Here is a 26,362-nt window from a genome sequence, read left to right as displayed (position 1 = left end):
GGGCCTACTCGTGTCCGACACGGTGTCCGATCTGTTGCCATCGCCCGGGGTTCACGATCACGGTGTCGCCGGTGAATTTGACGCTGAATGGGTAGCGGCCGCGGTCTACAGTGAAAACATCCTGCATTGCAGCTAGCAGTCTTCGTGGTCCGGCTTTGGTAATCTGAAACACGTCGCGCTCTCCGCTAGCCTCCGCCACTAGGTTTCCGTCTTCCAAACGTACTGTGAGCGATGCGAAATCGCTGAATTTGTATGTGCCGACATATTCCCGGAGTGTCGAAGATGGAATGACCAGGTCGGGGTCAGCCTTGGGCTGAGTGACCTGTTGGGGTGGAACAGCAGCCAGAATGGCATCCCACATAAGTTCAGATGCAGCCACACCAATTTCCATGCTGGGCAGGTTCACGCCCGGCCCAGCTTCAACTTCATTGGTTGAAACAGCGTACAGGACATCGCCATCGAATTCACTTGCAAAGGGTTGAATGCCACGCGCCATGGATGTGTGAACTTGAACAGCGAGGCGTTGAAGCTCTGCAGGGGACATCGTGCGATTGGTGACCACGACACTGATCGTCGTGTTCTTCCGCTCAAATTCCTGAGTGTCCTTATCGCCATTCCAGTCCGGCTGCAGACTGGCAGGTGCGGCCCCCATGAGGTCGGAAGCTTTCAGGGTTTCGGGCCAGTTTGTCCCTTTATGGCAGGCGACGACATTGCCATCCCGGTCGGTAACGGCACCCAATGCGTTGACGACGGTGAAGACGGCAATCTTTACGTCGCCGATCTGCCGAAAGGCGCTGCCTTGTCCGGATCGTGCGTTGCACCCGAATATCCCGCCATTCATTGCCGAACGCCCTGCGCCAAACGCGCCGTTCGGAAACACCCCCGGCTTTGCAGCGCGCAAGGCAAGTTGCGCGAGGCGTTTGTCCGGATAGATTTCGTTTAAGCGGCGCCCTCCAAAATCATAAATGATTGATCCAACAACAAGGCCGACATTGTTCCAATGGCCGCCCCGATAGCCATCATCCAATAGTGCGGTGTTTACTGCCGTGGCGGCCTCCAAGCCGTACCAAGAACCACCGGACAGAACGATCGCATCCAGTTCAGGCTGCGTATAGCCAAGTTTGAGATACTCTGCATTCACAGTGCCCGGACCACCTCCGCGCGCATCCACGGCGGCGTTTACCTTCTTGCCAAATTTCAGAACGGTCAGGCCCGTCGGCCCATCTTCATACTGCCCAGTACCGATCTCCAGCATAGGCCAATCAAACTTCAGAGCACTTTCTCCCTCGAAGCCATCATTGATCAAGGGTGGAAGGGTACTTTGGCCGTCAGGTTCTGCGGAAGCGTTTAGCGCACTCGTGGCGCAGGCCGCCAAGGTGAGAACGGAGATTGCAGCACCAATCGCGCGCAGGCCACGGAAATTGTCTCTCTTGATGCGCATGGTGATCCTCGATTGCTGGCTTTGAAAATAGATTACTTATGCAACTGAATGGCGGACAGATGCGATTTGGGAAGAGTGTGGTGCGAAAACCGCACCTGCTAGTTCGCTTGGTCAACATCCTGTGCAACGCGAAATCCGACTGTGAAATAGCCTTGCGATTTTGGACCTGGTAGTCGGTAGCGCGGGGACAAGTAGTCGCCAGCATCACCATAAGAGCCGCCGCGTATTACGTGTTTTCCGGGCGTTGTGCATGTCGTGCGCGCATAGCCATCCAGCGGCGCACCGTCATAGGTTTCCTGATGGCAGTCTGCTTGCCACTCCCACACATTGCCACGCATGTCGTGGATGCCGAACCGGTCTGCCGGGAAGCTGGCGACGGGCGCGGTTTCCATCCACTGATCGCGTCCTTCCACGACGCCGCCACAGCAATCGACAAGGCCAATATTGGCTTCGTCATGACCGACATGTCCATCATCACCTTCGATGCCGCCGGTTGAAGCCACGTATTCCCATTCGGCCTCCGAAGGCAGCCGAAAGGCCTCACCCGTCTTTTCGCTCAGCCAAGCTGTGTAAGCTTGCGTGTCGTCCCAACTGACGCAGACCACGGGGTGATCGTCGTCTTGCGCAAATCCGGGGTGTTCCCAATTCCTATCAGGCGCAATGTGCCAGGACTGGTTGTCTGTATAGATATTGCAGATGCCTTCCGACACGTAGCCGGAATCCTCAACGAATGATCGAAAGTCGCCAACGGTCACTTCGGTGACAGAGAAAGCAAACGGACTCTCAATGCTGACTTCATGACGTGGGCCGTCGATCTCTCCATACCCATAATCAACCGTTTCGCCCATGAAGAAGCTGGCTGCTTGAACTGTTGCCATGTCCGGTCTGACGCTTGTTTCGGTATTATTGGAGCATGCCATAAGTGCGAGACTTGCTACGATCAGCGCTGAATACTTCATGTCTAGTCTCCTGACCATGTCCATTTCCAGTCGATTCCGTTTGTGGGTTGAGTCTCCCAGTAGAATTCCTTCCGAGGACGGTCATAGTTGCCGATCTCATTCATTGTGTGCGCATCATAAAGGCGCCCATTGACCATCGTGTAGCGGACGCTGTTCGCATTGCGGATGTCGACGGTAGGATCCTTGTCCAGGATGATGATGTCGGCCAGTTTACCAGCTTTGATGGAGCCGAGCTGGTGATCAAGTCCATAGGTCTTCGCGCCGTTTAATGTTGCAGCACGCAATATATCCAGCGGGGCCATGCCGCTTTCAGCAAACAGCAACATTTCCCAATGCATGGCGATGCCCGATGCTTGCCCGTGCGAACCGACATTTACAGTAGCGCCAGCTTCGGCAAGTTTGGTGAGTGATCTGCCGACGGACCGGAAGCCGATATCATAGATTTCATCGGAAACGTGAATCGAATGCATGCAGCGCACGTGCAATGGGGCGCCACCTGGGCCTGCAATCGGATTATATGCATTGTTCACATCCGGAATGAAAGTCCTGACCTTGTCCTCCTTCCAGGGATCTTCATTCTCGTAGATGAAATTCTCGCCAAACAACTCCCCGAAAGTCACGATCAAGGTTGGTGTCATCGACACATCAGAAGCGGCAATGAGCTTTTGAAGATCCTCGTAATAAGTGGCCACGGGGAGGTTGTGTTCGAGATTTGTGTGCCCGTCGATAATCATACCAATATTGGTATAGAACTGACCGGCACCCTCCCCATCAACCATGTATCCGTATTCACGAGCGGCTTGAAGCAACCGCTGACGTTGCGCCCGAGTTGATAGTTTGTAGCTTTTGAGGATCGATGGCCCAAGCGCGGTACGTCGTTGGAGGACATTGCGTGCATCCTCGATCGAAGCAAGCGGATGATAAACTCCGTCCGTACGACCTTCGAGGCCATGCACTACCTGGCCCGACTTCAACCAGCGCGGCCCTACGAGGTCACCCGTAAGCGTCATCTCACCACTCTCATATGACATGAGATCATTGGAGTAGGGGTCAAAATTCGTAGTAATGCCATAAGCAAGCGCTGCGAGCCGAGTAGGGTGCTGTTGCGGCATGGTGCCAGAGCGGAAACAGCATTCAATATGGCCGTGGGCATCAAACAGGCCCGGCATCAGTGTCTTGCCCTTGATGTCTATCCGGGTCGCGTTCCGGGGTATCTTGACCTTGCTACGCGGGCCAACGGCCGTAATGCGATTGCCTTCAACAATGACGATGCCGTTCTCGATGACTTCGCCCTCAATCGGAATGATCTTGCCACCTACAAAGGCAATAATGCCTTCAGGTATGTCGGTCTGCATCTCCATTTGTATGGGTGTAGACTGGATCGCAGCTGACTGGGTGGCAGGCTCAACCGACAGGATTTCCGCTCCCATGGTCCAATAAAGTCTGGATGCGTCCGCAGACCAGCTCATCTCATATCCACCAGTCTCGCTGAGGAGACGGCCTGAGGAGTTGTCTTCCATCGACAGAACAATGGGCTCGTCGCGGATGTCGAACGGCATGACGTAGGGGCGATTGTGATACTTGAAGCCCAGCCAGGCCTGATCGGGGCTGAGGCTGAGATTGCGTATGTCCGCGGTCTCAGCGATGGCGTGCTCTTGGGGATCGCCGCCGTCCAGGTTGACGCTCATTAGAACGGAGGCTCGTCGGTCGTAGAAGGCGGGTTCGGCGAACAGGAACAAGCGGCTGTCATCGGCAGAGAAGCCGACCAAGCCGGAAGACGGTGAAAGGAACCTGGAAGTTCCTCCGGACGCATCTACGATGTAGATGCCTGTTTCCGGACCGGCCGCATTGAACGACGGATCCGGCTCCATGATGCGATACGCGATCAAGTCTCCAGAGTTGGAAAACCGTGGTTCTCGGATCACGCCTCGACTTTCAACGATAGTCCTTTCCTCTCCCGTAGCCGCATTGCGGATGACCAACCGACTGCCGGTCTGATCCGTCCAATTCGTATAGACAATCTTCTGTCCGTCCGGAGACCAGGCAGGGTCGGATTCGGCTGCATCGGAAGTGGTGAGGCGCGCCGGTCTGGCTGGCGCGTCCATCTTGATTTTCCATAGCTTGCCGACCGCGCGGAACAGCATGGTCTGTCCGTTCGGCTGAGGTGCCAGCTGCCGCAGCGTGCGGATGGTGACTTGTTCAGGCGCAAGGTCCTGTTTCACGCGAATGGCTGGCTGAAGCTCGTGCCGCGAGGTCAGGCTGAAAGGAATTTCTTCTGCAGAGGCAGAGTGCGTATCAATGCGAACAATCTTTCCCTTTGCCCAGATCGCAATTGTTCGGTTGTCCGGAAACCAGTCGAAAGATGGATAGTAGTGTTCCTGTGGCAGGTAATCTCCGTGCAGGTCTCGCCCGAGTTCGTCATAGATTGGCTGTTCGTACCCGGTTTCCAGGTCTTTGACGAACAGCACGGTCTTTGCGCCTAGACGGCGAATGAAAGCCACTGAATTGCCATCGGGAGAGACTTGCGGAGTCGATGCACCACCGAAGCCGGATATGGCACGACGCTTTTTCCCCGTCTCCAGATCCAGCTTGTTGATCGCGAAGTTCTTCAGGCCGGTATTCATGTAGACATAGTGATCACCGCCAATACGTTCCGTATAATAAAGATATCGGCCTTCGGGCGAAAAACGTGGCTCCTGAACATCCTTGCCACTCTGCGGGGGAGAAACGATGATCTCATCGGACGTGCCATCGAGGCTGTAGAGGTGTATTTCAGAATTTCGGACACGAAAGATGTCCGAATAGGTTTTCACTGCTGCAATGGATTTCCCGTCAGCGGCCCAAGCCGGACCAGCTATCATGGCGTGCGATTCCTGCGTGATCTGGCGGGCTTCACTGCCATCGACACGCGATACCCAGACATTGTCGGCACCACTTTCGTCGCTCAGATAAGTCAGAAATTGTCCATCTGCACTGAACTGCGGACTACGTTGCGCCACGGAGCCTTGATGGATCGCGACGGCCTTACCTCCCGACGCTGGCATAACGTAAATATCGTTCAGGAGGTCGAACGAAATGAACTTCCCGTCTGGACTGACGTCCAGGCTCATCCATGTTCCTTCCGACAAGTCCAGATTGACGGTTTTAACGCCAGTATGACTGCTGAGGCTGTCTCCGGAGGCGGGGGCCGGGTGTGCCGCAGCGTAAGCAAGAACGAATAAAATCAGTAAGCGGATGTGCATTTTTGTCTCTCCTACTGACGTCAGGTTAGCATCTCCGTCAGTTCAGGGGTGATGCAATCTGTCGGTGACCTGGTGCTCATGATGCACCGATCCTAGCGCAATACGCAGTGCCTGTGCGCTTTGGTTGCAGATACATTCCGTGCTTCACCTCAGGAGATTTTCATGAACCAAACAGTCAATACGGTGTGCGGCGTGGCCATGTTGGGCCTTGCCATCGGCACAACAGGGTGCACCAGCCTGCCGACGTCGGACGTGCACGCAACAGCCCCGCAAATCGAGGCAGAATTGATGGCAGTTGATCGCGCTTATGAAGCCTACAATCTCGCGCATGGCTATGAAGCAGCGTCTCTGAAGTTTGTGGATTTTGAAAAAGGTTTCATGATCGAAGCAGGTGAGGGGTTTCTGACAGGCCAGGCGGCTATCATGGCCGAGCGACAGTTGGACATGGTTCCGTCGCCCGTTCATTGGCAGCCTGAAGGCGCTATGGGTGCGGCGAGTGGTGATTTGGGAATCACTTGGGGAAGTTTCGTCGTCGATGGCGATCCCGATACGACGGGTGATTATGTAACCGTCTGGCGGAAAGTGAACGGCGAGTGGAAGATCGTAACTGATACGGCAGTCGACGATCCTGACCCAGCTGATTAACCGGGAAAGTCGGGCGCAACGCCAATTCATCCTGCTTTTCGTGAATGAACTTCATGACATGAGGCGTGGGGTGAGTTGATGTTGTGCCAATCAGCTTACAACTCACCATGTTGGGGCTAGCCTTGGTTTGCTGGCCAGTCTTGCAGCATCGCTTCGATGGTTGGTTCGCCAATTTGGCGATTGTAAACGCCTGAATATATACGCGTTATCCAAGTCCGCATCACGTCCTTGCTGATTGATGTGTCGATTCCGTTCGGATGGTACATCAGATCAAGTGCGGGCGGTGACTCGGAGTTTAGTTGAGGCATCTTGTAGGAAACCGATTCGAACGTAAGGCACCCGAGTCTCTCATAGTAGCGTTTCCGCCTGCGTTGCAGTCTGCGTTCCGCCTCTGGGCCACATTCGGCCTCGACTTCGATCAACAAGGTGCGACCATGCGATAATTCCAGAGCATGTTCGAACAGCGCTCGTCCGATGCCCTGTCCTCGGCACCCTTGTCGTGTCGCGAGATATTCGAGAAGCGAAAAGGTGTTCTGATCAGGGAGAAAGATTACCGAAAAGCCGACCACCTGCTTGCCTCGCCTAGCCGCGATCACTGCGTAGTCATTTCGCTCCAACAGTGTGGCAAGCTCGGCCCTGGTTTTGCGCTCAGCTGCGGGAAGGGCGCTTTCATAGATCGCGAAGACTGCATCGAAATCGTCCGGGGCTGCCAGGGCCCCAGATATACGTGAAAGCTGCATGTATCGCTCCTGACAGGTGCAAAATGGACGTTTTCGATGATGCGCACACGATGGTCTGGTACCATGGCACGGCAGTAATTTGTAATCGGCGTGCAAGCATGAAATCGCGTTCCCGCCCTGGTTCATTCAAATGGCACGTCATGCGAGCGAAGCACTGAAGCACTCCGGTTCGTTAATCGGGGCCGATCAGTGTCGAGGCGACGCCCGTCGCATGATCTACACTGCGGAGATTGAAAGTGTAAATCAGCTGCTCTCTGTACTCGTGGACGATTGTTGCCATGGTCACCCGGAAGTTTGCTTGGCTTTGGCAAGCAAACAGTCAGCGCGTGACTGTCTTAATGTTCGATAAGGGGTGATAATTAGTGACGCCAATTTTTTGAATGCTGAGGGTGATGGCAGGTGTTCCAGGCCTTTGGCGATGCTGTCGGTTCCCGCCTGTGCAACCAATATGATTGATATGGGTTGATTGTCTTTGAGGAGACAATTGATGACACGCAAGACTTTGGATCATCTGGGCTATCCGCGATCCACCGCCAAAGAAGTTGGCGAGATCCAGCACGCTGCCGAGAGACGGCGCGAGCAGATGCTGCCCGGGAACGGCCCGTTCGAGCCAATACAGGAAGAGCCGGTGAGTCACTTCAAGGGTGAGGACGATTCAGTTGAACTGGGCCCCGAACCGGAAATCGGTCCCGTCGTGACTGAAAATACATTGGTTGATGAAGAGTCCCGGGACTCGTGATGACGCATTAACCGCGCAACATTGTCTCCATGTCCGCAATGGACCTGCTCCTTTTCCTGCGGGAACTTGCATTTTCGTCTAGCCGATTCAGGAAGGTTTCAGTCCACCAATAGACGTCGTGCTGAGAAATTTCATCCCACATGGCCTGATGGCGTTCAATTCGTTCGGTCAGGGGCATGGCAACGGCTTTGCGTATCGCGCCAGCAATAGAGGACGGATCGAAGGGATTGACCGTCAGGGCGCCAATGCCCAGCTGCTCTGCCGCCCCCGCAGATTCCGAGAGTATGAGTACACCGGGATCACTGGAATCCTGCGCAGTCACGTATTCTTTCGCCACCAGATTCATTCCATCGATCAGTGGTGTGACGAGACCAATCGCAGCCCGTCGATAGAGGCCTGCCAGATAGTCGCGGGGCACAGCGCGATGGATGTACTGGATAGGCATGTATCCAAGCTCGGCAAACTCTCCATTGACCTCACCGGATAACTGCTCAAGCTGGCGCCGGATATCCTGGTAGGCTTCCACATTTTCGCGCGTCGGCGATGCGATTTGCAACAGTGTAAGGCGCTCACTTTCGGAATCCTGATCTTCCAGAAAGCGCTGAAATCCGCGGAACTTGTGAGGCAGTCCTTTTGAATAATCCAATCGGTCCACGCCGATCAGAAGTTTCTGGCCAGGGTCGATCCGGGGTGACGTCATTTCCTGCGTCTCGGCTGTCTGCCGGAACGTCTCTGCATCTATCCCAATTGGAAAGCTGGCCGCCCAGATATCCTGACCTTTGCAGCGGATTCTCCCGTCTGACAGCAACTGTCCGCCGAATGTGGCGCGGCAAACCTCGATCAGTGCAGAGACATCGCGTTGGGTTTGCAATCCCACAAGATCGTACGCAGCCAACCAATCCAGCAAGAATTCTTTGTGAGACATCGCGCGTACATTGTTCGAGGATGGGAATGGCGTGTGCAGAAAGAAACCGATCGGATTGTTGACGCCCAATTTGCGCAGTTCCGCAGCGAGAGGAATGAAGTGATAATCATGGATCCAGATCACATCGCCCTCTTGGATCAGGTTGACAGATGCTTCCGCCATCTTCCTGTTGACGCTGCTATAAGCTGCGAGTTGTCCTTCTTCGACATCCAGAAGGTCTGTGCGACCATGGAAAAGCGGCCACAGGACGGAGTTCGAATATCCCAGGTAATAGTCGTTGTATTCGCCTTCCGGCAGATGAAGCGCGTGCCGGTCAAAGCTGGCTCCTTCATATGACTGGAGCGTATGCTGGCCTGTTCCGCCTTTCCCGGGCGTGGCGCCAATCCACACTCCCCCTCGCTGCTCCATCGTTCTTCCCAAGGCAACGACCAGTCCCCCAGACGGCGATGATCCCAATGGCAATCGGTTCGAAAAAACTACGAGTCTGGACACAGCATCCTCATCTTCTGGTTGATCAACGGCATTCCGGCCACAATGATCAACCAACTCGCTAGAGCTGAAAAAGTTGCGCCAAAATGAAGCAAACTGGCAGCTGGTTATTGGCGCGAGGAATTGGAGGAAATCTGTGTAGTGAGCGTTTTGGCGAGCGCTGTACTTGCTGAACTATGAGTGCGCAAACTCTAGTGTTCTGCGTCACCTCCCAACAGGATCGCGCCGATCAGACCGGCATCATCTCCCAAGGCCGGAGTGCAAATGAGGTCTTCGGCAATCGGGTAATCCATTCCGAGATAGCCGTTCATCTGACGAACGAATTCGACGTGTATGCGGCTCAGCAGGTGCGGCGCCAACATAAGCCCCCCGCCCAGAATGATTCGGTTCAGGCGGGCTGTCAGGAACAAGCTGCGGCATGCCTGAGCCAGGTAATCAGCCGTGACGTCCCAAACAGGATGGTCTTGTGGAAGTTCACTAGGGTCCCCGGCCCGGGCGTGCACGGCCGTGGCGGAGGCAAGACCTTCCAGACAATCTTCATGATATGAGCAAACGCTATTGAAGCTTGAGTCCAAGGGATGACGGTTCACAGGTATGTGGCCAAACTCCGGATGGTGGGGGTGTGCCAAGAGCTGATTATTGGCAAAAACACCTGCGCCAATACCGGTGCCAATAGTGACATAGGCAGCGGAGTCCACATGCTTCGCTGCTCCGTATGCCATCTCTGCCCTTAGAGCGCCGTTCACATCCGTGTCCAAGCGAACAGGTACTCCCATAGCAGAGCCGAACGCGGTCTTGAGGTCGGTTAGGGACCAACCGGGCTTTGGTGTTTGTAAAATGGTGCCATAAGTTGAAGACCGCGGATCGATATCGATCGGCCCGAAGCTGGCGATTCCGAACGAAGACAGGCGGTCGGTTTCGAAAACGGGCCGAAAAAAATTGATGCAGCTGGAAATAGTTTCGTCTGGTGTCGAGACTTTGACGCGAAACTTCTGAACGATGTTACCTTTATCGTCCATGATGCCACATTTGAACGTGGTGCCGCCAGCATCGATTCCGCCGCGAAAGTTTCTGGTCGACATAACCCGCTCCCCGATCATTTCAGAACTTCGAATATTCATTTGCAATCGATTGTATTTTTGTTATCACAATCGCGGAGGAGACAACAAGATGACAAGAACACAAGTAGGGTCTGGCAAAAAGGGCGTCTCTGTAGCGCTCGTTTCCGCACTCACTTACGCGATGTTCTTTATGTTCGCCATGACGACCGATGCGGTCGGCGAGATCATCAAGATCGCGCGTGTGGACATGAATCTTTCCAATACTGAGGCGAGCGCGTTTCATTGGGCAACAATGATTGCGATTGCCATGAGCGGGATCGGTCTGGGCTTTCTCGCGGATCGCTTCGGACGCAAGAAGACGATCATAGGTGGTTTGGCAATGTATGGCGTCGCCAGCGCACTTTTCATGACAGGCCAGTCCTTTCAGCTCTACTTTACACTGCTCTTCATTTCTGGCCTCGCCATCGGTGTGTTCAAGACCTCCGCATTGGCGTTGGTTGGAGACCTCGCGAATTCCACGGATGATCACACGTCACGCATGAACGCCGTCGAGGGCTTCTTCGGCGTCGGGGCCATCATCGGCCCATTGCTGGTAGTGTGGCTGACGGGACAGGGCTTGTCCTGGACCTGGCTGTACATGATTGCCGCATGTTTGTGCGCGCTGATGATCATCGCTGCGCTGGTGACAGAGTATCCACCCATTACCGGTGAGAAGGAGACGCCAGCGTCGGTACGACACACGCTGTCACTTTTGGGTAATGCGCACGCGCTTGGTTTTTCCATGGCCATCGCCCTCTATGTCGCCTGCGAAGTCGCTATCTTTGTTTGGCTGCCAACCTTTCTCGAAGGGTTCACCGGAACCAACACCGCCATGATGTTTGCGGCATATGCGGTGATGATTTTCTTTGTATTGCGTGCTGTCGGACGGTTTCTTGGGGCTTGGATTCTCCGCATCGTTGACTGGAAGTTGGTAATGATGGCGTTCACCGCGATCATTTTTGGCTGTTTCCTCGCAAGTGCGCTGATCGGTAAATCTGCGGCGGTTTTCCTGCTGCCGCTATCGGGCCTGTTCATGTCGATGATCTATCCGACTCTGAACTCCAAGGGCATCAGCTGTTTTCCAAAGAGTGATCATGGCGCAGTCGCAGGACTGATCCTGTTTTTTACCGCCGCGTCGGCGGCTTTTGCGCCTCTGCTGATGGCGGTGGCCAGTGATATGTTTGGCGGAGGCGACATGCGGATTGGCTTCGTCCTCGCGACAGGCTTTGCAGGCTTATTGTTCGTGATGGGGCTTGTGAACTGGATTGCAAACCCTGCAGCGGCGGCTCTCAAGGCTGCAGACCAGTCGGAATATTCCTGAGGATAGTTTATGAGTCGCCGTACAGCGCCGATCCCTGATCCATGCGAGCTATCCTTTTCGGGAGACATTCGTCATCCAGATCTTTGGTTGTGGGACTCTTGGACGATTCAGTCGGGGGAAGGGCACTTGCATCTATACTGTCTGGCGCTCAGTCGGACGGACTTCGATGGATCAGCAATCCTGCCGCCGCAGCGCAACGACCATTCCTTTCATATTCGGCATTTCCGTTCAGCCGACAATGGTCTCTCGTGGCGCGATCAAGGTGTGGCGATCCAGCCCGGCGGCGCGTCCGATGGCGCAGATGCGTTCAACGTGTGGAGTGGTTCTGTCATCATGGGAAAAACGGGCCAAACCCTCTTCGGATATACCGGGGTCCGTAACATCTCCCCGGCGCGAACTTTCCTCCAGACTATTTGTGTAGGGGCAGGCCCAACACCGGATGCCATGACCACTGTGCCTGCTGCCGCGATCAGTTGTCCCCTGCGCGACTATGACCAGATCACCCGCCTGGGGTTTTATCTGGGGCCACTGGATAGACTGGGTGACCGGGCTGGAGAAGAGGGCGGTCCCATAATGGCTTGGCGCGATCCGTTCCTGGTGCGGAATCACAATGACGAACTCAATGCCTTCTGGTCTGCCAAGATCGGACCAACGAGGCCTGCCATAGCGCGCGCGCGACTCACGGAAGGGCCGGCTGGCGTCTCGATGACGGAGTTACTGCCTCCGATCGAACTGCCCGACGCAGCCGAGTATACTCAGTCTGAAGTCCCGAAACTCTATCACGACAAAGCATCGGATCTCTGGCTACTCCTCGTATCAGCCTGTAATCGCCAATATGAAGGCCAGCCTGATAGCGAAGTTGAGTTTCAGCAAAGACTGTACACATCAGCATCATTGGATGGGCAATGGGAGTCAGCGTTGGTGTCTGGTAGCGTGCTGACAGGCCTTGATGGCATGTTCGGATGTAGTCTTGTGGACCATGATCTTGTGGCGGGTACGTTGAGCGTACTCGGTCCGTTTACTGAGCAAGCGGGCCCGGAGAAGCAGCTGAGTTTTCCGCCAGTGCGAAATGTTTCTCTGACTTCGGTGTCTGGTCCAGCAGCGTAGCCTAGCGCGATCCACCGCTTGATTCACGAATGATCAGCTGCGTGGGCGTCAACTCCGACTTGGCAGTCTCACCGGCCAGTTGAGCGAGTAGTTTTTCCACCATCAGTTCGCCGCCACGGGCTATGTTCTGGTCAATTGTCGTGAGTGACGGGGTTGCCATACCAGCTTGTGCAATATTGTCGTAACCGACCACAGCTACATCATCTGGCACAGAAATGCCGCGTGCGTTGAGCGCCAGCAAAGCGGACATTGCCAAAACATCAGAGGCGGCAAAGATGGCATCAAATTTCTTGCCCGAATCCAAAAATTGAAGAACTTCCTCGAACGCATTTTTCGCGCCGAATTCAATGTCCAGAGTCAACGTATCGTCCCAGCGTACGCCACGTTCGTCATGTGCCTTGAGAAATCCATTGTATCGCAGCTGGACCTCAGGAAGGCGACCCGGCCCCAGGAACAATATACGTTTTCGAGCAATCGAAAGAAGATGGTCACCCGCAAGTCGACCGCCTTCGACATTGTCACTTCCGACAAGTGTGTAGTTTAGGTGACCAGCGTTGCCACCCCAGACGACGACTTTGCGACCCAGGGGTCCTAGCTCTTCAAGCCGTTGCGACATGCCTGCCTGGCCGATCACGATCAGGCCATCGGCTTTACCCGTCTGCAGAAGGCGGCGTTCCGCGATCGTTTCGTCTTCACGTGGAATACTCACGATCAGGTCATAGCCATTTCTTGAGGCGGCCTGACTGACCGCTCCAACCATTTCCAGATAGAAGGGGTCTGAGATAGTCTGGCCAGATTCCGGTCGTAGCGGGATGACTATTCCGATTGCCTCGGACGATTGGCGCCTAAGATTTCGCGCGGAGGCATTGACTGCATAGCCGGTCTCGGCCGCGATATCGAGGATCAGACGCTTGGTCTTTTCCTTCACCAACGGACTATCGTTCAGAGCGCGCGAAACCGTCGAGACATCAACCTCGGCCAACTTGGCAAGCTCTGCCATAGTCATCTTTCGGTGCGACTTGCTTGCGTGCTCGCTCATGTCGCCTGAATTCCTCTCGTCATGACGTCTTGTTGTCTGCGGCCTGAATTGCCGATTAAACGGGCATATAAGGACCGATGTGTCCCGCACACAGGGCGAATTATCCATTATAAATCAAGCTGAGTCACAAAGGGAATAGCGAGACCTCGAAATTGTGTGATCTTGCAGATGTAACTGTGGGCGTGGCTAGCACTTCGTCCTGAAAAGATGGGAGCCTGCCAGTGTGAATGGCAGGCTCCGAAAAGGACTGGCTTTCTCAGCTACAATGCAGGAGGCAATCAGAAGCGGTATCTGAGAGTTGCGGTCGCGGAGGTGCCGTTGATCGAGCGGGCAACGATGACATCTGCAGCACCATCGCCATCGGTGTCGAACACTCGGCCGTTCTCGGCTTCTGTGAACAGGACTTCGTCGAACACGTTGTTCACGCCAACTGACAAGGTAGCCTGTTCGGTGATGTCCCAATCAGCGAAGAAATTTGTAATCGTTGCGCCGGGCATCACATAGACGTTGTCATCATCGACATATGTGTCCGTGGTGCCGGTAAAGTTCACTCCGATGCGCCCCAGGCCGTCGATCGTGTAAGTTGGTGTAAGGGACCAGATCCAATCTGCCTGACGGCGCGGCGTGTTTCCGATATTGGCAGGCGCGGTATCGCTATCGTCTATTTCGGCATCAGTGAAGGTCACCGATCCTGACAGGTCCAGGCCGCCATAACCATATTTGAATTCAGTTTCGAATCCCTGCGAGACATAGGTATTGCCCAGTGACGTCATGGTCGTGATTTCGTAATTATCCTCTTTTGTCTCTGCATTGAAATAGGTGACATAGAGGTCAAGCTGTCCCGGAATGGCGTCACTGGATTCTTGCCATTTCACACCTGCTTCGAATTGTTCCGTCTCATCGACATATGTCTCTTCACCACCAGGGACGAGTCCGCCACCTGCATTTAGCGAATTGAACAATTGCCGCTCGCCATTGAAGGCCGCACCGTCGCTGTAGCGTCCGAATACGGAGAGTGTATCTGAAACCAGATAGTTCGCGCCGAGAGTGAAGGAGGTGTGGTCTACCTCGAAGTTGGCGATGCCACCTTGGCCAGTATTGAGCGATACCATCATTTCCGGGGCGTCAATAATGCCGTCGCCATCTACATCGAATGCGCCGCCAGCGCCTTCGGTGCGTGTCCCGGTTTGCTCTATCGTGTCGAAGCGTACTGAACCGTCAATCGTCAGACCGCTATCAAGTGCCCAACTTCCTGCCACAAAAGGTGCGCGGGCCTGATATTCGAGGTCATAATTGCGGTTGGTGCCCGTCCAACCGAAAGCTTGGTTGTAGCCAAGAATTCCATTGTCGGTGAAGCCATTCACGTCGATCAAAGCCGCATTGGTGTCAGTTGATGTCAGGAACCGATTCCAGTGCCAATCCTGAACGAATTTCTGATTCATGAAGAAGTACCCGGCCGTCAGGTCCAATGAAGAGCTTTCAAAGGCCAGCGATTTGGAGGCGCGCAACTCGCTCGCAAAATTGCTCATATCGTCGAGGTCGGTGTTGAAGTAGGCAACTTCCGAAACGTAGGGGTTGCCCGTTGCGGCCGCCAGCGATGCGGAGGTCACCGGATTGCCCGCGCCGGGACCGTTGAAGAAGCTCCCTGACGCGCCGCCATAAGTGGATGCCAGAACAGTATCGGCATCGCCCACTAAGTGCGTGAAAGGAGCGTTGAAATAGCCTGAGATGTCTTGGTAACGGGCCTTGGCGTCTAGATTTATTCCTGCACCAATATCGAAGTTTGCCTCAACACCTAGAGACTTGATTTGTGTGCGGATGCCATCTGCAAGGTCGTAATTGTTGACGGTATTGTTGCCATCAACATCGCGTCCATTCCGAATGTAGGGGCTGTGCAGGCTGTCATTCGTCGCTGAGAAGCCAGCGATGCTGTCGGTGACTTCATCACCAGACAGACCAGCAGCTTGTGGCATGTATGTCGCGTCGGCTTTGTCCAGCCACTTCGAGTTCACGCGTATGAAGCCGTTCTCGAATTCCTTGGTGAGGCTGGCGCGAATTTGACCGCCACTGACCGCATCAAAGCCAAGATCACGATAGTCTCCACCTTGTTGCCAATGGCCTCCAACATGGAAGTAGACAGCGTCAGTCAGCGCGCCCCCATACTCGAATTCTGCCCGGTAATCATCATGATCAAGTCCGGTGCTGAGTGCGATCGAGCCACCTTCTGTGCTTCCAGTTTTGGAAATGAAGTTGATGATGCCGCCAGGGCCGTTTGTGGTCAGCGTGGAGGCCGTACCGCCCCGAACCGACTCAACGCGGTCAAGTGTACCGTCCACTTTGTAGAAGCCATCGGCAGGCGCGAAGTCGAAATCTCCGAACAACAGTATCGGCAACCCGTCTTCCTGAAGGCTCACATACTTTGCCCCACCTGTGGATAGCGGCATTCCTCGGACCGCTATATTGGAGTTACCGCCGCCGGCGGAACTTTCGGCACGAATGCCGGGCAGGGCGCGAAAGATTTCTGCGGTGCTGCGCGGAGCAGTCTTCATCAGCTCGTCTTGATTTAGACTGCTGACAGATATGGAACTGTCGAGTCGGTTTTGACCGCCTGCCTTTACGATGCCGGTCACGATGATGGTTTGTTGTCGAGCCTCTGCCTCAGTTGCACTCAAAGTTTCTTGAGTGAACGCGGTGCCATTCGCTAGGGCAAATGCGCCAGCACTAAGCAAAAGTGTATTGCGAACAATCGACATGACTTTTTCCTCCCTATCACTGCTGGTGTGTGCACCAGTCGATTTCTAGACCGGCACGTCCCGGTTGGCTCTTCATAATATCAAAATACAATCGATTGCAATATATAAATACAATCGATTGTAATGGGTTCACCAAGGGAAGAGTGCGAATGAGACGATAGTTGAAGAGAAACGGCGCACTTCTTGCTCTTTTCAGTTTACAGCAGAATTTCGCATCGGTGCAATTGCCCATCCTTGGAAGTTAGTCATGACAACACGCAAATTCTTGGAGTCCAAACCAAAGATCATGGCACGACTTCCATGGTCCGCGAAACATCGCGAACGCCTTCAAGAGATCTTTGCGCCTGCTGAACTGGTTTTCGTCGAGCGAGAGGATCGGGTCGCCATCGACACAGCTCTCGAGACTTGCGAAGTCGCCCTGATTGATGGCGTGATGGATGATCGCTATCTTGCTGCGCCCCAGCTGAAATGGGTTCATTGCGACCAGTCTGGCCTCGATGGTTATGCACCACAGAGGCTGAGTGACAGCGATCTTGTTGTGACTTCTTCGAAGGGCCGGTCTGGTCCGGTGCTCGCCGAACACGCTGTCTTCTTCATGCTCTCGCTCGTGTACAGGGCATCTACCCTTGCGCGCGCCCAGCGGCGCCGCGTCTGGGGCATCCGGGATCAGGATAGCTTACGCGGGCTAAATGGCCGAAGCATATCCATCATAGGTTACGGGGCGACAGGAGAGTGCCTTGCCCGTCAATGCCAGAGCTTAGATATGAATATCAGGGCATATCGGCGGAAAGATATTCCGGCCAAAGTCCCCGGCGTGCAAATGTATAGCGCTATGCGCGGGGATAGCTTGCTGGATGCCGTGCGGGATTCGGATTTCGTGGTGATGTGTGCGTCGCTCAATGACCACAGTTATCGAATGCTGGGGGCGCGTGAAATTGCTGCGATGACGCCGGGGAGCTATTTGATCAATGTTGCGCGTGCACAGCTTGTCGATGAGGGGGCGATGATCTCGGCATTGGAGTCCGGACACCTGGCAGGCGCGGGACTGGACGTAACAGACCCCTATGAGCCGCTTCCTCCATGGCATCGGCTTTGGTCAGCGCCAAACTTAATGATCACGCCGCATTTCACACCGCAAATGCCTGACAGAACTTCCCGCACGCTGGATATGGTCGAGGAAAACTACGCCCGGTACTTGAAGGGAGAAGACCTGCTTCACCGCTTCTCGAAAGAAGACGTGTTCTCGCTAACCCCTGAGTTTAAGCGGTTTCGCGGTCGCCACCGTCTGTTGTCAGCCTGGAACAGAATCGGGCGTTGGATTGGCTAATTGGGGTAGAGGCACAGATGGTGACTGATCCGGTTTGATAAGGCGCCGAGACGCCCAGGCAGAAACAGCCTCACAGACCAAAGCGGTTGCCGTTACGGTTATTCGCCATCCGGCCAGTCTTTGAAGTTTTTTGAACGGGAAAGCGTGACGCTTGTGATCGCGCAAAAAATTCTCTTGCCGCTCGAAGTCATGCGACAGCCCCCATTTATCGTAGAAATATCTCTCGGCGCGCATAACGCGCGCACGACTCCAGCGAACGCAAAAATAGGGTCGATCTCGCCAAGTCAGCTTTTTGCCGACTGCGTAGGCCACGACCGACTCCGGTTCGTAAAAGATCTTCCAGCCTTTTTTGCGCGCCATCAGCGCCATGTCTATTTCATCGGTGAACCCAACAAGGTTCGGATCAAAAGGCCCTATTTCCCGGATCATTTCCGTGCGGGCCAGGACAACATGAAATTCGGTGCAACCTGTTTCCTGCCGAACGAGGTCGTTCTTGGTGGACAGGTAAGGTTGGTGTTCGAAACCATGACGACGGTGGATGGTTTTGCCATTCTCACCCTCGTCAATATCGAGAATGCCGCCCGCATGATGAATGCTGAGGTCCGGCATTCTGGCCGCTGGTCCAACCAGAATAGTGGGGGTTACCAGTCCTGCGCCGGTTTCATCTGCACATTGGATCAGAGCGTCCAGCCACCCGGGCTGAAAAACAACATCATTGTCGATGAATGCTATGTACTCGGTGTTAATTAGTGGCAGCGCGGTGTTGCGAGCGTCATTGGGCGTCAGGAACCCGTCCCGCCGGATGTAAGTGTGTCCCCGCGTTTCCACTTCAGTCTTCAGAACATGTGCGATGTCTCGCGGCGAACCACCGTCAATATAGACCATTTGGAATGGCGTATCGGTCATGTCAAAGCAGGAACTCAATGACATCTCAGCCTGTTCGAAACGCTCTCTCGGTGAAACGACAATCGTTACACGGGCAATTTGTGGGGGCGTGATTTCGTTGTTCATTTGTACGAATTTGCTTTCTTTTCGAGAAAAACGAAGTTCAAATACGTTGAGTCATGGGGAAGTGACTGGAAAAACAATAGCATCCCATGCGATTTTCATACCGAAATCTGGAAGAACATCAATTTCTTTGGCTCGAATATTGCGCTGTCCCTATTATCTTCCTCTTGCATGCCATTGAGTTCCAAGCATCCACATGACGTCTGTTGCCCCGCCATCCGTAACCGTAATCCTTCCGACCTTTAATCGGGCTCATCTGATTGCGGAAAGTATCGATAGTTTGTTGGCGCAGACTTGGCCCATTGAAGAAATCATTGTCGTTGACGACGGTTCTACCGACCACACGGATCGTGTGGTGGCAGCGTATGAGCGGCAAGTCAGGTATTTGAAGAAGGCGAATGGCGGGAAACTTTCAGCTCTGAACGTCGGACTCACCTGCGCAAGCGGCGACCTCATCTGGATCATGGATGATGACGATATCGCACCAGCGGATGCGCTAGAGAACCTGATCACACCATTTCTGGAGTGTTCGGACACAAACATCTCGTATGGTGCGTTGCAGAAATTCTCCGTGGACGCGAGCACCGGTCGGACCGAGTATGTAAAGACGTTCCCCTATCCGCCAGAAGATGGGCGATCATTCTTTCTACATGTGCTCGAGGATTGTTTCATCACCGGCCAGCCATGCTTGCTCGTAAGGAAATCTTGCTACGACGCTATCGGTCCGTTGCCTGAGCATATAACGGTGTCGGAGGATTATGCGGTGCTGATAAAACTCGCGCGCCGTTATGAAGCCCGTCGTGTCGACGCGGTGACTCTGTTCCAGCGGCAACATGAGGGCCCACGCGGCCCGAGCGATATCCGCTATGCCGCCGATACACGATATGCCCGTTGGTGTGCCGCGGACACTGGCTTAATGGAGCGAATATTGCCTACACTTTCGCTAGATGAACTGAGTGGTGGCCAGGGTGATCCATTCAGTGCCCGCCGGGCGCTGTTTCAGAAGGCGGTAATCGCGGCGCGCAAGAAGCTGTGGCCCAGTGCGATAGAGGCACTCCACGGAGCCGTGAAGGCCGACCGAGTTACTCCGCTCAATCCATTGGAAGGCCATATCCTGAGCGGCATGCTTGGATGCCGTTATGGTCTTGATGAACTGGTAGAGCATCCGGAATGGATGGACCGGGTCAGGGATGTCTTGGCTCCATTGGAAGACCGAAATGAAGCCTTGTCACGGATTGCGGGGTTGCTCACCTATCGAATTCGCATCCAACTTTCGGAACGTGATTTCAAGCGCGCCCGAGCGTATTGGGGGCTTTTTTGGCGCCTGACAGGTGTGCGATTGGGGGTCCGAACCGGAGTCTCTCGACTAGCCAGCGCAATCTGAAAAACGGCAGATCCTCGTACCGGTTATTTATGCGTGGAAACAACGCTGATCCGGCTTGTCTGTCCTAACGACACCCCGTCTAATTGCCTTGGAAGCATCTGCGGCTCGCCAATCGCAGCAAGACTAAATTTGGAGGATGCGCAACATGCCAGGCACCAACCTTCTGTCGGACATCAAGATTGCGGACATGACCACAGTCATTTTCGGTCCTTATTGCACGCAGACCTTGGCCGACATGGGCGCGGATGTCGTAAAGGTAGAGCCAAAGGGAGGGGATGATTTTCGCAATGTTGGCAAGTCTGCGAACAATCGTAGCATGGGACCATGCCATTTGACGATTAATCGAGGTAAGCGCTCCGTCGTCTGGGACTTGAAATCTGAACCCGGTAAGGCGGCCATAAGAAAGCTGATCCAGCAGAGCGATGTCTTCATCCACAATATTCGCCCAGATGCGGTTACGCGCCTCGGCCTGACGTTCGAAGAGGTCCGTGCAATCAAGCCCGACATTGTCTATGTCCATTGCCTGGGCTTCGGATCGGATGGTCCCTATGCAGGTCGCCCTGCCTATGATGACCTGATTCAGGGCCTGTCCGGCGCAACCATGCTCTTGCCAAAGGTCGACGGAAACGAGCGACCGCGCTTTATTCCCACCGCCTTCGCCGACAAGGTTTCCGGAATGCATGCAATGTATGCAACGCTTGCGGCACTTCACCATCGCGACCGCACGGGCGAGGCAGTTCATGTCGAAGTTCCCATGTTCGAATGCGTGACGCACTTCCTCTTGGAGGAGCATTTCTACGAGGCTGAGTTCGATCCACCGGTCGGACCATTCCTGTATCAGCGTCAGGTCGACCCTTCACGACAGCCGCTCAAGACGTCGAATGGCTGGATCGTGATTGCACCTTATGTTGACGCGCGCTGGATCAAACTGTTCGACGTCATGGGTGCCCCGGAAGAATTGCAGGACGAACGCATCGCCGATCGCAAGGGGCGGTTTTTCAATCAGGACTACATGATGTCGCGCGTGCAGGAATATTTTGACAAGCAGACGACGGAGTATTGGATTGACGCGTTGGCGAAAGCAGATATTCCGGCGGCCCGTGTGAACGATTTCCCGGATCTGCAATCAGACCCGCATCTTGTGGCGACAGGCTTCTTTCAACGACGCGAGCACCCGACGGAAGGTCATTATTGGGAAACGCAGCCACCCGTCACTTTTCGAGGCACGCAGCAGCGAGAAATCGCTCCGGCGCCAAGAATTGGCGAACATACGGAGCTCGTATTGTCCGAGTTGGGATTGGGGATCGACTAGGTCCCGCCATCTACCGAGAACACGGATCCGGTGGAGAAACTGGCCGCGTCGCTCAATAGATAAAGGGCAGCCGATACGATTTCTTCGGGGCGTCCGGGGCGACGAAGGGCGTTATCCGCTGTTTGGCGGGCTTCGTCGGTCCATGCGTCCGCAATATCGGTCAGGAAGGGGCCTGCGCAGATACAGTTTACACGAACGTGCGGCGCATACTCCTTGGCCATGCCAATCGTCATCGCGTTGAGACCAGCCTTGGCCGCACTGTAAGGAACGACTTGGGCCAGTGGCTGGAGGGAGGCAATCGAAGAGATGTTGAGAATGCTGCCAGAGCCCTGCGTTTTCATCTTCTGGCCGATGATGCTGGCCAGACGATAGGGTCCTTTCAGGTTCAAGTTCAGCACACTGTCATACAGACTTTCGGGCACCTCATGGCTCGGCATACGCGGCCCCATGCCGGCATTGTTTATCAAAATGTCGACGTGCCCGAATTCGGCGTATGCCGCTTCGATCAGCTTATCGATCTCGTCCCATTTCCCGCAATGTGCACCTACGGCGAGAGCACGCTGACCCATTGCCCGAACCTCTTCAGCCACCGCTTCACAGGCATCCACTTTGCGGCTGGCTATGATGATATCTGCGCCGCGTGCAGCAAGCGCTTTTGCCATCTGGTATCCCAGTCCGCGACTGCCGCCGGTAATCAGGGCAACCTTGCCTTCGAAATTCAATAGTGGATCGTTCATGGCTATCCCTCCAGTATTTTTGGAGAGCTTAGTGCAGTTGCGCCTGCGCGCCAGCACTGTCCTCGGGGCAGGCGATCAGAGAAACGCCTTCAAGTCGCCCATGAATTGTTCGAACTTGTCATGGTGCAACCAATGACCGGCATCCTTGTAGAGTTTGACGGTCGCCGTGTTGAACTTCTCGATCCGGCCATCCTCTGCGGGGTTCGATGCCCAGCTTTTTTCTCCATAGAGCAGCAAGGTCGGACAAGTGATTTCTCCCCACAACTGCTCCACATCTTCCTGCGCCATGTCGTAGGGCGGGAACGTGCGAAAATAGTTGTCGAATTTCCACGACCATGTGCCATCTTCATTCTGGCTGATCCCGTGCAGGGTCAGGTGTCGCGCCTGCTCGTCATTGAGATAGCTGTTTTCATCCTTCATGCGCGTGTATGCTTCTTCGAGGCTGCCATACTTTTTCGGCGTCCGCCCGGCCATGCCGCGCTTGGAATCGATCCACTCGCGCATGCGCTCGCCGATCGGGCGTCCAAACCGCTCTTTCAGCATTTTGGGGGAGGGGCCCAGACCCTCAATGGCCACCAATTTGCGTACATTGTCTGGATAGATCCCGGAATACCGCAACGCGATGTTGCCGCCGTAGGAGTGGGCAACAATCGTAACCGGTGCGAGTTTTTTCTGATGGATGAGTTGAGCAAAATCGTACAGGCAGGCCCGCGCAGAATACTCGCCATCGGCCGACCAAGCGCTATCACCATGCCCTCGCAAATCGGGGGCGATGACATGCCAATCCTTGCGAAGTTCCTGGGCAACCCAGTCCCAGCTACGGCAGTGGTCTCGTCCGCCATGCAAGAGAATCAAAGGCGGAGCGGTTTCATTGCCCCAATCCACATAGTGAAGACGAAGGCGTTGCGAAATATAGGTTTGGGAGGTTGGTCCATGTATCATCTGGCTATAGTTTCGGGCCTCGCCAAGCTTGTCCAGTCTCTCCGTAGCGGCATGCGCCTCTGGCGACGGCTAAACGAGTGAAACAGCTTTTTCGCCAAGCAAGGACAGATGTGGTGACAGCAATGCATGGGCGATACACAGGCAAGGCTCGAGAATATTTTTCGCCTAAAGGGAGAATGGTAAGAGCATATTAAAGCTTCCACCATATATTTTTTTGGCGTGATTATGGTCAGAATGGATGATCGGAATCTGGGGAGCGCACTGGGAGGGGCAGCGTGAAAGCGGTCGCTAAGCATCTAAGAGAACACGATGTCGCACGCATCAAGCGTGCCGCCAAACTTGGAGCGGCATTGCGCGAAGCCTATGCGGAAGTTCTCGCGGAGCCGTGCCCACAATCCATGTTGGATCTTTTGGATGAGCTGCGTGCTCAGGAATCAAAACAGACTAAGCGCAAGGACTGAAGACGCTTGGCTTCAGCCAAATTGTTGAGGGATATCTTCCTCGAAAATCAGCCTGTCTGCACGATCTAAACGCTGCTTGGCCAAGCACTTGACCGCTTCATAGCGCTTTTGGATATCGTCCGTCGCCAACATTTGTGTTGATGACTGTTCACTCGATTTTTGCAGCGACTTCAAGGTCCTGTTTAAGAGAGGTAGTCTCCAGACCATCACCATCCTCCTGCTTCAAGGTTGTTCGTTCGGAACCGAAATTCCACACAACTACACACCTTTTCCGCCTGAGGCTGGAACGTCTATCGCGTCGCCTTTCGCCAAATCGTGACGGAATAAGCCAAGACTACCCCGAAATCCGCCAAGAGGCGAGTTACTTTTCTATAATTCACTCCACGCGAGATAGAGCGGTCCCTATATGGGCTGCATCTTTTGCTATGGAGCCAAGAGGCCAGTACCCTAACGACGACCGGTCGGATTGTCCGGTGTGGCTTCATTGGTGCGTGGCAGCTGAACTGCCCCGATCGTACCGAAGATCTGCTCCCAGAAGCCAAGCTCCCGGCCGCGAGTTGGCGTTTCACGCGACGCATAATTCACGATCTGGCCAGCATCCTGATCATATTCGACGACTTCTTCTACTTTGTCGTCTTCACCAAAGCGTATGGCGACAACGCTGCGAGTTTTCACCTTCGGGTTCAGATACGCAATGCGCTCCTGAAGTTCGGACATGTAGATCCAGGTGTTCTCGTCAAAGATGCTGGTGGTGGAGGGCGACCCAAGTTGGGCCAACACGCTGGAGCGAGTATCTTCGCCTGGCTTCATTTCGCGCGGCTGAGCTTCGTCCGCCACATAGCCGTGATAATCGCGCGATGGCGTCAAGCAAGCTGTAAGGGGCAGAGCCAGTAGTGACAGTGCCAGTATCGCACATCGCGACATAGGACTACTCCTGTTAATTCGTTCTGAAAGACCTAGCTGTTGGTGGCCGGTCTTGGCAAGCGAAGGAGTGCAGGTGTGGTCGGGTTTCGCAATCTTTGGATTGGGCGGGGGGGCACGGTCCAGGCCTCAGCCCACATGCTGTACACAGACCTCGCCGCCGCCGCGCTGCAGCCGGTCTTGTACGAGCAAGGGGCGGCGCGGGACACATTCGAGGGCCGTGCTGCGATGATTACGGCAAACGCCACATTGGTCATACGGCGTTTGAAGCACATCGACTCGGCCCGCGCACGAAAGATCGCCGAACATGTGAATCGTCTGGCGCTGGATGGATTTGACGCAGCGTTCCGCGAATTGGGGGTCGGTGATTCGTCTATTGCTCGCAAAGTTCGAAAACTGGCGGAGCTGCACTATGGTCTCGGCAAGGCCTTGATGGAGGCCTTGAGCGTTCCTCATTCAGAGATCCATCAAACCGTGTCTGAATGTGCCAAACGAAACGGGATAAGCGAACCGGGCCGGGAACCCCTGCTTGCGGCCTTTTTGTTACACAACGCGACGTGCTTTGCCGCTGCAGCGGACGACGATGTGCTCGCCGGCAAATTGTCCTGGCAGCTGCCGGGTCAAGATTAGCCATCGTTCACATCCCCGGCGTTGCCAATGACAGAGGCGCGCCGTAAACACCGAAAAGTATCCCGAACGAACTGGTGGAGCACGGAAGCCCAATGGCCCAAGGCCTAATACTGGCAATTGACGCAATGGGGGGCGACCAGGCCCCCGATGTGACGGTCGCGGGCGCAGAACTCTTTCTTGCAGCGCGGCCGGATGCCTCCGTGCGTCTGCATGGTGACGAAGCTCAGCTGAAGCCGCTCCTGTCCAAACCGTCGGAGCGTATCGAAATCGTTCACACCGATCTTCATGTGACCAGCGACATGAAGCCCAGCCAGGCCCTTCGGCGCGGCAAGGGATCCTCGATGTGGAATGCTATTCATGACGTTAAAGATGGCCGCGCGAGCGCTGCGGTTTCGGCGGGCAATACGGGTGCCTTGATGGCAATCTCCATGCTGGTCCTGCGCAAGATGGATGGCGTGCACCGTCCGGCAATGACAGCGGCGTGGCCGACTCTTCGGGGGCGGAGCGTCGTGTTGGATGTCGGCGCGAACCTTGAAGCGGACGCGGCACAACTCGTTACCTTCGCGATTATGGGCGAAGCTTATGCACGCGCCATTCTTGGCATCGAGAAGCCGACCATAGGTATCCTCAATATCGGCTCCGAGGAGATGAAGGGGCATGACGAGATCCGTGAGGCGCACGAATGGTTGCGCAATTCCGGGCTCGACCTTGCCTACCATGGCTTTATCGAAGGCGATGACATTTCATCGGGTACCGTCGACGTCATCGTGACTGATGGTTTTACCGGAAATGTCGCGCTCAAGGCTGGCGAAGGCGTTGCCCGTATGTTGGGAACACGCGTGCGTGAAGCGCTGACAAGCAGCGTCCTGTCCAAGATCGGCGCATTGCTCGCCATGGGTGGTTTGAAAGGTCTGCGAGAGCAAATGAACCCAAGCAATGTAAATGGCGGTGTGCTATTGGGCTTGGGCGGCGTATCAGTCAAAAGTCATGGCGGCACAGACAGTCGAGGCTTTGCCAGGGCTTGCGAGTTGGCAGCAGATCTCGCGGCAAGTCACTTCAGGGATGAGGTTGCGGCCAATCTCGAGAAAATCAGAACGAAAGGTATGGCGGCCGAATAGGCCGTCCTATTGATAGGCAAGA

General features: G+C 54.8%; 23 protein-coding genes. 10 read left to right on the top strand and 13 right to left on the bottom strand.

All coding sequences use genetic code 11. From position 1 onward, the window contains the following. Window positions 1–4 precede the first annotated feature (4 nt). The 3 genes from CFA77_RS09970 to CFA77_RS09960 all read right to left on the bottom strand — a co-directional run bounded on the left by CFA77_RS09970 (window position 5) and on the right by CFA77_RS09960 (window position 5,642). The gene (locus CFA77_RS09970; protein ID WP_206990557.1) at window positions 5–1,441 is read right to left on the bottom strand and encodes a P1 family peptidase; all 1,437 of its coding nucleotides are present in this window, start codon (window positions 1,439–1,441) and stop codon (window positions 5–7) included. A gap of 98 nt (window positions 1,442–1,539) precedes the next feature. Further along, a complete protein-coding gene (locus CFA77_RS09965) occupies window positions 1,540–2,400 on the bottom strand; it encodes an SUMF1/EgtB/PvdO family nonheme iron enzyme (protein ID WP_206990556.1) in 861 nt (286 codons plus the stop codon). A 2-nt stretch (window positions 2,401–2,402) separates the two neighbouring features. After that, window positions 2,403–5,642, bottom strand: coding sequence for an amidohydrolase family protein (locus tag CFA77_RS09960; protein ID WP_206990555.1), 3,240 nt, complete (start codon window positions 5,640–5,642; stop codon window positions 2,403–2,405). A 162-nt stretch (window positions 5,643–5,804) separates the two neighbouring features. On the opposite strand from CFA77_RS09960, the gene CFA77_RS09955 reads away from it, so the two are divergent. Continuing rightward, window positions 5,805–6,287 (top strand): hypothetical protein, encoded by a 483-nt coding sequence (locus CFA77_RS09955; protein ID WP_206990554.1) that lies wholly within the window; start codon window positions 5,805–5,807, stop codon window positions 6,285–6,287. 116 nt (window positions 6,288–6,403) lie between these two features. Here CFA77_RS09955 and CFA77_RS09950 read toward each other — a convergent pair whose 3' ends face one another. Next, window positions 6,404–7,027, bottom strand: a complete 624-nt coding sequence (locus CFA77_RS09950; protein ID WP_206990553.1) for a GNAT family N-acetyltransferase — start codon at window positions 7,025–7,027, stop codon at window positions 6,404–6,406. 487 nt (window positions 7,028–7,514) lie between these two features. On the opposite strand from CFA77_RS09950, the gene CFA77_RS09945 reads away from it, so the two are divergent. Next, window positions 7,515–7,766 (top strand): hypothetical protein, encoded by a 252-nt coding sequence (locus CFA77_RS09945; RefSeq protein WP_206990552.1) that lies wholly within the window; start codon window positions 7,515–7,517, stop codon window positions 7,764–7,766. A gap of 7 nt (window positions 7,767–7,773) precedes the next feature. On the opposite strand, the gene CFA77_RS09940 is transcribed toward CFA77_RS09945, so the two are convergent. After that, entirely contained in the window at window positions 7,774–9,183 is a 1,410-nt protein-coding gene (locus tag CFA77_RS09940; RefSeq protein WP_256434917.1) for a trehalose-6-phosphate synthase, read from the bottom strand. Window positions 9,184–9,371: 188 nt separating this feature from the next. Further along, window positions 9,372–10,262 carry an ROK family protein gene (locus tag CFA77_RS09935; RefSeq protein WP_206990550.1) on the bottom strand — a complete coding sequence of 297 codons (891 nt, stop codon included), beginning with the start codon at window positions 10,260–10,262 and terminating at the stop codon, window positions 9,372–9,374. Between the two features lie 88 nt (window positions 10,263–10,350). Here CFA77_RS09935 and CFA77_RS09930 point away from each other — a divergent pair, with 88 nt between their 5' ends. Beyond that, a complete protein-coding gene (locus CFA77_RS09930) occupies window positions 10,351–11,601 on the top strand; it encodes a sugar MFS transporter (protein ID WP_206990549.1) in 1,251 nt (416 codons plus the stop codon). 126 nt (window positions 11,602–11,727) lie between these two features. Continuing rightward, complete coding sequence (locus CFA77_RS09925) at window positions 11,728–12,708, top strand: hypothetical protein (protein ID WP_206990548.1); 981 nt, start codon at window positions 11,728–11,730, stop codon at window positions 12,706–12,708. A gap of 1 nt (window position 12,709) precedes the next feature. Here the strand turns inward: CFA77_RS09925 and CFA77_RS09920 are convergent, their stop codons facing one another. Continuing rightward, complete coding sequence (locus tag CFA77_RS09920; protein WP_206990547.1) at window positions 12,710–13,747, bottom strand: LacI family DNA-binding transcriptional regulator; 1,038 nt, start codon at window positions 13,745–13,747, stop codon at window positions 12,710–12,712. 278 nt (window positions 13,748–14,025) lie between these two features. Continuing rightward, on the bottom strand, window positions 14,026–16,500 hold the full coding sequence (locus tag CFA77_RS09915) for a TonB-dependent siderophore receptor (protein ID WP_206990546.1): 2,475 nt from the start codon (window positions 16,498–16,500) through the stop codon (window positions 14,026–14,028). Between the two features lie 247 nt (window positions 16,501–16,747). On the opposite strand from CFA77_RS09915, the gene CFA77_RS09910 reads away from it, so the two are divergent. Then, the gene (locus CFA77_RS09910; RefSeq protein WP_206990545.1) at window positions 16,748–17,827 is read left to right on the top strand and encodes a D-2-hydroxyacid dehydrogenase; all 1,080 of its coding nucleotides are present in this window, start codon (window positions 16,748–16,750) and stop codon (window positions 17,825–17,827) included. Here the strand turns inward: CFA77_RS09910 and CFA77_RS09905 are convergent. Then, on the bottom strand, window positions 17,792–18,838 hold the full coding sequence (locus CFA77_RS09905; RefSeq protein WP_206990544.1) for a glycosyltransferase family 2 protein: 1,047 nt from the start codon (window positions 18,836–18,838) through the stop codon (window positions 17,792–17,794). The two genes, CFA77_RS09910 and CFA77_RS09905, sit on opposite strands and share 36 nt — an antisense overlap. A 193-nt stretch (window positions 18,839–19,031) precedes the next feature. Between CFA77_RS09905 and CFA77_RS09900 the strand changes: the two genes are divergently transcribed. After that, a complete protein-coding gene (locus CFA77_RS09900; protein ID WP_206990543.1) occupies window positions 19,032–20,219 on the top strand; it encodes a glycosyltransferase family 2 protein in 1,188 nt (395 codons plus the stop codon). Window positions 20,220–20,355: 136 nt separating this feature from the next. Continuing rightward, window positions 20,356–21,531 carry a CaiB/BaiF CoA-transferase family protein gene (locus tag CFA77_RS09895; RefSeq protein WP_242517309.1) on the top strand — a complete coding sequence of 392 codons (1,176 nt, stop codon included), beginning with the start codon at window positions 20,356–20,358 and terminating at the stop codon, window positions 21,529–21,531. On the opposite strand, the gene CFA77_RS09890 is transcribed toward CFA77_RS09895, so the two are convergent. Further along, window positions 21,528–22,268, bottom strand: a complete 741-nt coding sequence (locus CFA77_RS09890) for an SDR family NAD(P)-dependent oxidoreductase (RefSeq protein WP_206990542.1) — start codon at window positions 22,266–22,268, stop codon at window positions 21,528–21,530. The genes CFA77_RS09895 and CFA77_RS09890 overlap by 4 nt on opposite strands. A gap of 75 nt (window positions 22,269–22,343) precedes the next feature. Then, window positions 22,344–23,210, bottom strand: coding sequence for an alpha/beta fold hydrolase (locus CFA77_RS09885; RefSeq protein WP_206990541.1), 867 nt, complete (start codon window positions 23,208–23,210; stop codon window positions 22,344–22,346). 275 nt (window positions 23,211–23,485) lie between these two features. On the opposite strand from CFA77_RS09885, the gene CFA77_RS09880 reads away from it, so the two are divergent. After that, on the top strand, window positions 23,486–23,671 hold the full coding sequence (locus CFA77_RS09880; protein ID WP_034815406.1) for a NepR family anti-sigma factor: 186 nt from the start codon (window positions 23,486–23,488) through the stop codon (window positions 23,669–23,671). Between the two features lie 12 nt (window positions 23,672–23,683). On the opposite strand, the gene CFA77_RS09875 is transcribed toward CFA77_RS09880, so the two are convergent. Both CFA77_RS09875 and CFA77_RS09870 read right to left on the bottom strand, forming a co-directional pair. Further along, on the bottom strand, window positions 23,684–23,878 hold the full coding sequence (locus tag CFA77_RS09875; RefSeq protein WP_206990540.1) for a hypothetical protein: 195 nt from the start codon (window positions 23,876–23,878) through the stop codon (window positions 23,684–23,686). Between the two features lie 240 nt (window positions 23,879–24,118). Continuing rightward, entirely contained in the window at window positions 24,119–24,595 is a 477-nt protein-coding gene (locus tag CFA77_RS09870; protein ID WP_034815402.1) for an outer membrane protein assembly factor BamE, read from the bottom strand. A 135-nt stretch (window positions 24,596–24,730) separates the two neighbouring features. Here CFA77_RS09870 and CFA77_RS09865 point away from each other — a divergent pair, with 135 nt between their 5' ends. Both CFA77_RS09865 and plsX read left to right on the top strand, forming a co-directional pair. Further along, the gene (locus CFA77_RS09865) at window positions 24,731–25,222 is read left to right on the top strand and encodes a ubiquinol-cytochrome C chaperone family protein (protein ID WP_206990539.1); all 492 of its coding nucleotides are present in this window, start codon (window positions 24,731–24,733) and stop codon (window positions 25,220–25,222) included. Between the two features lie 92 nt (window positions 25,223–25,314). Next, complete coding sequence (gene plsX / locus CFA77_RS09860; protein WP_084333377.1) at window positions 25,315–26,340, top strand: phosphate acyltransferase PlsX; 1,026 nt, start codon at window positions 25,315–25,317, stop codon at window positions 26,338–26,340. Window positions 26,341–26,362 lie beyond the last annotated feature (22 nt).

The sequence above is a fragment of the Hyphomonas sp. KY3 genome (assembly GCF_017309975.1).
Taxonomy (GTDB): domain Bacteria; phylum Pseudomonadota; class Alphaproteobacteria; order Caulobacterales; family Hyphomonadaceae; genus Hyphomonas.
This window is presented reverse-complemented; position numbering and strand designations above follow the sequence as displayed.

Coding starts and splice junctions, on each gene's coding strand:
- CFA77_RS09970 (WP_206990557.1), bottom strand. CDS start 1,441: ATGCGCATCAAGAGAGACAATTTCCGTGGCCTGCGCGCGATTGGTGCT.
- CFA77_RS09965 (WP_206990556.1), bottom strand. CDS start 2,400: ATGAAGTATTCAGCGCTGATCGTAGCAAGTCTCGCACTTATGGCATGC.
- CFA77_RS09960 (WP_206990555.1), bottom strand. CDS start 5,642: ATGCACATCCGCTTACTGATTTTATTCGTTCTTGCTTACGCTGCGGCA.
- CFA77_RS09955 (WP_206990554.1), top strand. CDS start 5,805: ATGAACCAAACAGTCAATACGGTGTGCGGCGTGGCCATGTTGGGCCTT.
- CFA77_RS09950 (WP_206990553.1), bottom strand. CDS start 7,027: ATGCAGCTTTCACGTATATCTGGGGCCCTGGCAGCCCCGGACGATTTC.
- CFA77_RS09945 (WP_206990552.1), top strand. CDS start 7,515: ATGACACGCAAGACTTTGGATCATCTGGGCTATCCGCGATCCACCGCC.
- CFA77_RS09935 (WP_206990550.1), bottom strand. CDS start 10,262: ATGTCGACCAGAAACTTTCGCGGCGGAATCGATGCTGGCGGCACCACG.
- CFA77_RS09930 (WP_206990549.1), top strand. CDS start 10,351: ATGACAAGAACACAAGTAGGGTCTGGCAAAAAGGGCGTCTCTGTAGCG.
- CFA77_RS09920 (WP_206990547.1), bottom strand. CDS start 13,747: ATGAGCGAGCACGCAAGCAAGTCGCACCGAAAGATGACTATGGCAGAG.
- CFA77_RS09915 (WP_206990546.1), bottom strand. CDS start 16,500: ATGTCGATTGTTCGCAATACACTTTTGCTTAGTGCTGGCGCATTTGCC.
- CFA77_RS09910 (WP_206990545.1), top strand. CDS start 16,748: ATGACAACACGCAAATTCTTGGAGTCCAAACCAAAGATCATGGCACGA.
- CFA77_RS09905 (WP_206990544.1), bottom strand. CDS start 18,838: ATGAACAACGAAATCACGCCCCCACAAATTGCCCGTGTAACGATTGTC.
- CFA77_RS09900 (WP_206990543.1), top strand. CDS start 19,032: ATGACGTCTGTTGCCCCGCCATCCGTAACCGTAATCCTTCCGACCTTT.
- CFA77_RS09895 (WP_242517309.1), top strand. CDS start 20,356: ATGCGCAACATGCCAGGCACCAACCTTCTGTCGGACATCAAGATTGCG.
- CFA77_RS09890 (WP_206990542.1), bottom strand. CDS start 22,268: ATGAACGATCCACTATTGAATTTCGAAGGCAAGGTTGCCCTGATTACC.
- CFA77_RS09885 (WP_206990541.1), bottom strand. CDS start 23,210: ATGATACATGGACCAACCTCCCAAACCTATATTTCGCAACGCCTTCGT.
- CFA77_RS09875 (WP_206990540.1), bottom strand. CDS start 23,878: ATGGTCTGGAGACTACCTCTCTTAAACAGGACCTTGAAGTCGCTGCAA.
- CFA77_RS09870 (WP_034815402.1), bottom strand. CDS start 24,595: ATGTCGCGATGTGCGATACTGGCACTGTCACTACTGGCTCTGCCCCTT.
- CFA77_RS09865 (WP_206990539.1), top strand. CDS start 24,731: ATGCTGTACACAGACCTCGCCGCCGCCGCGCTGCAGCCGGTCTTGTAC.
- plsX (WP_084333377.1), top strand. CDS start 25,315: ATGGCCCAAGGCCTAATACTGGCAATTGACGCAATGGGGGGCGACCAG.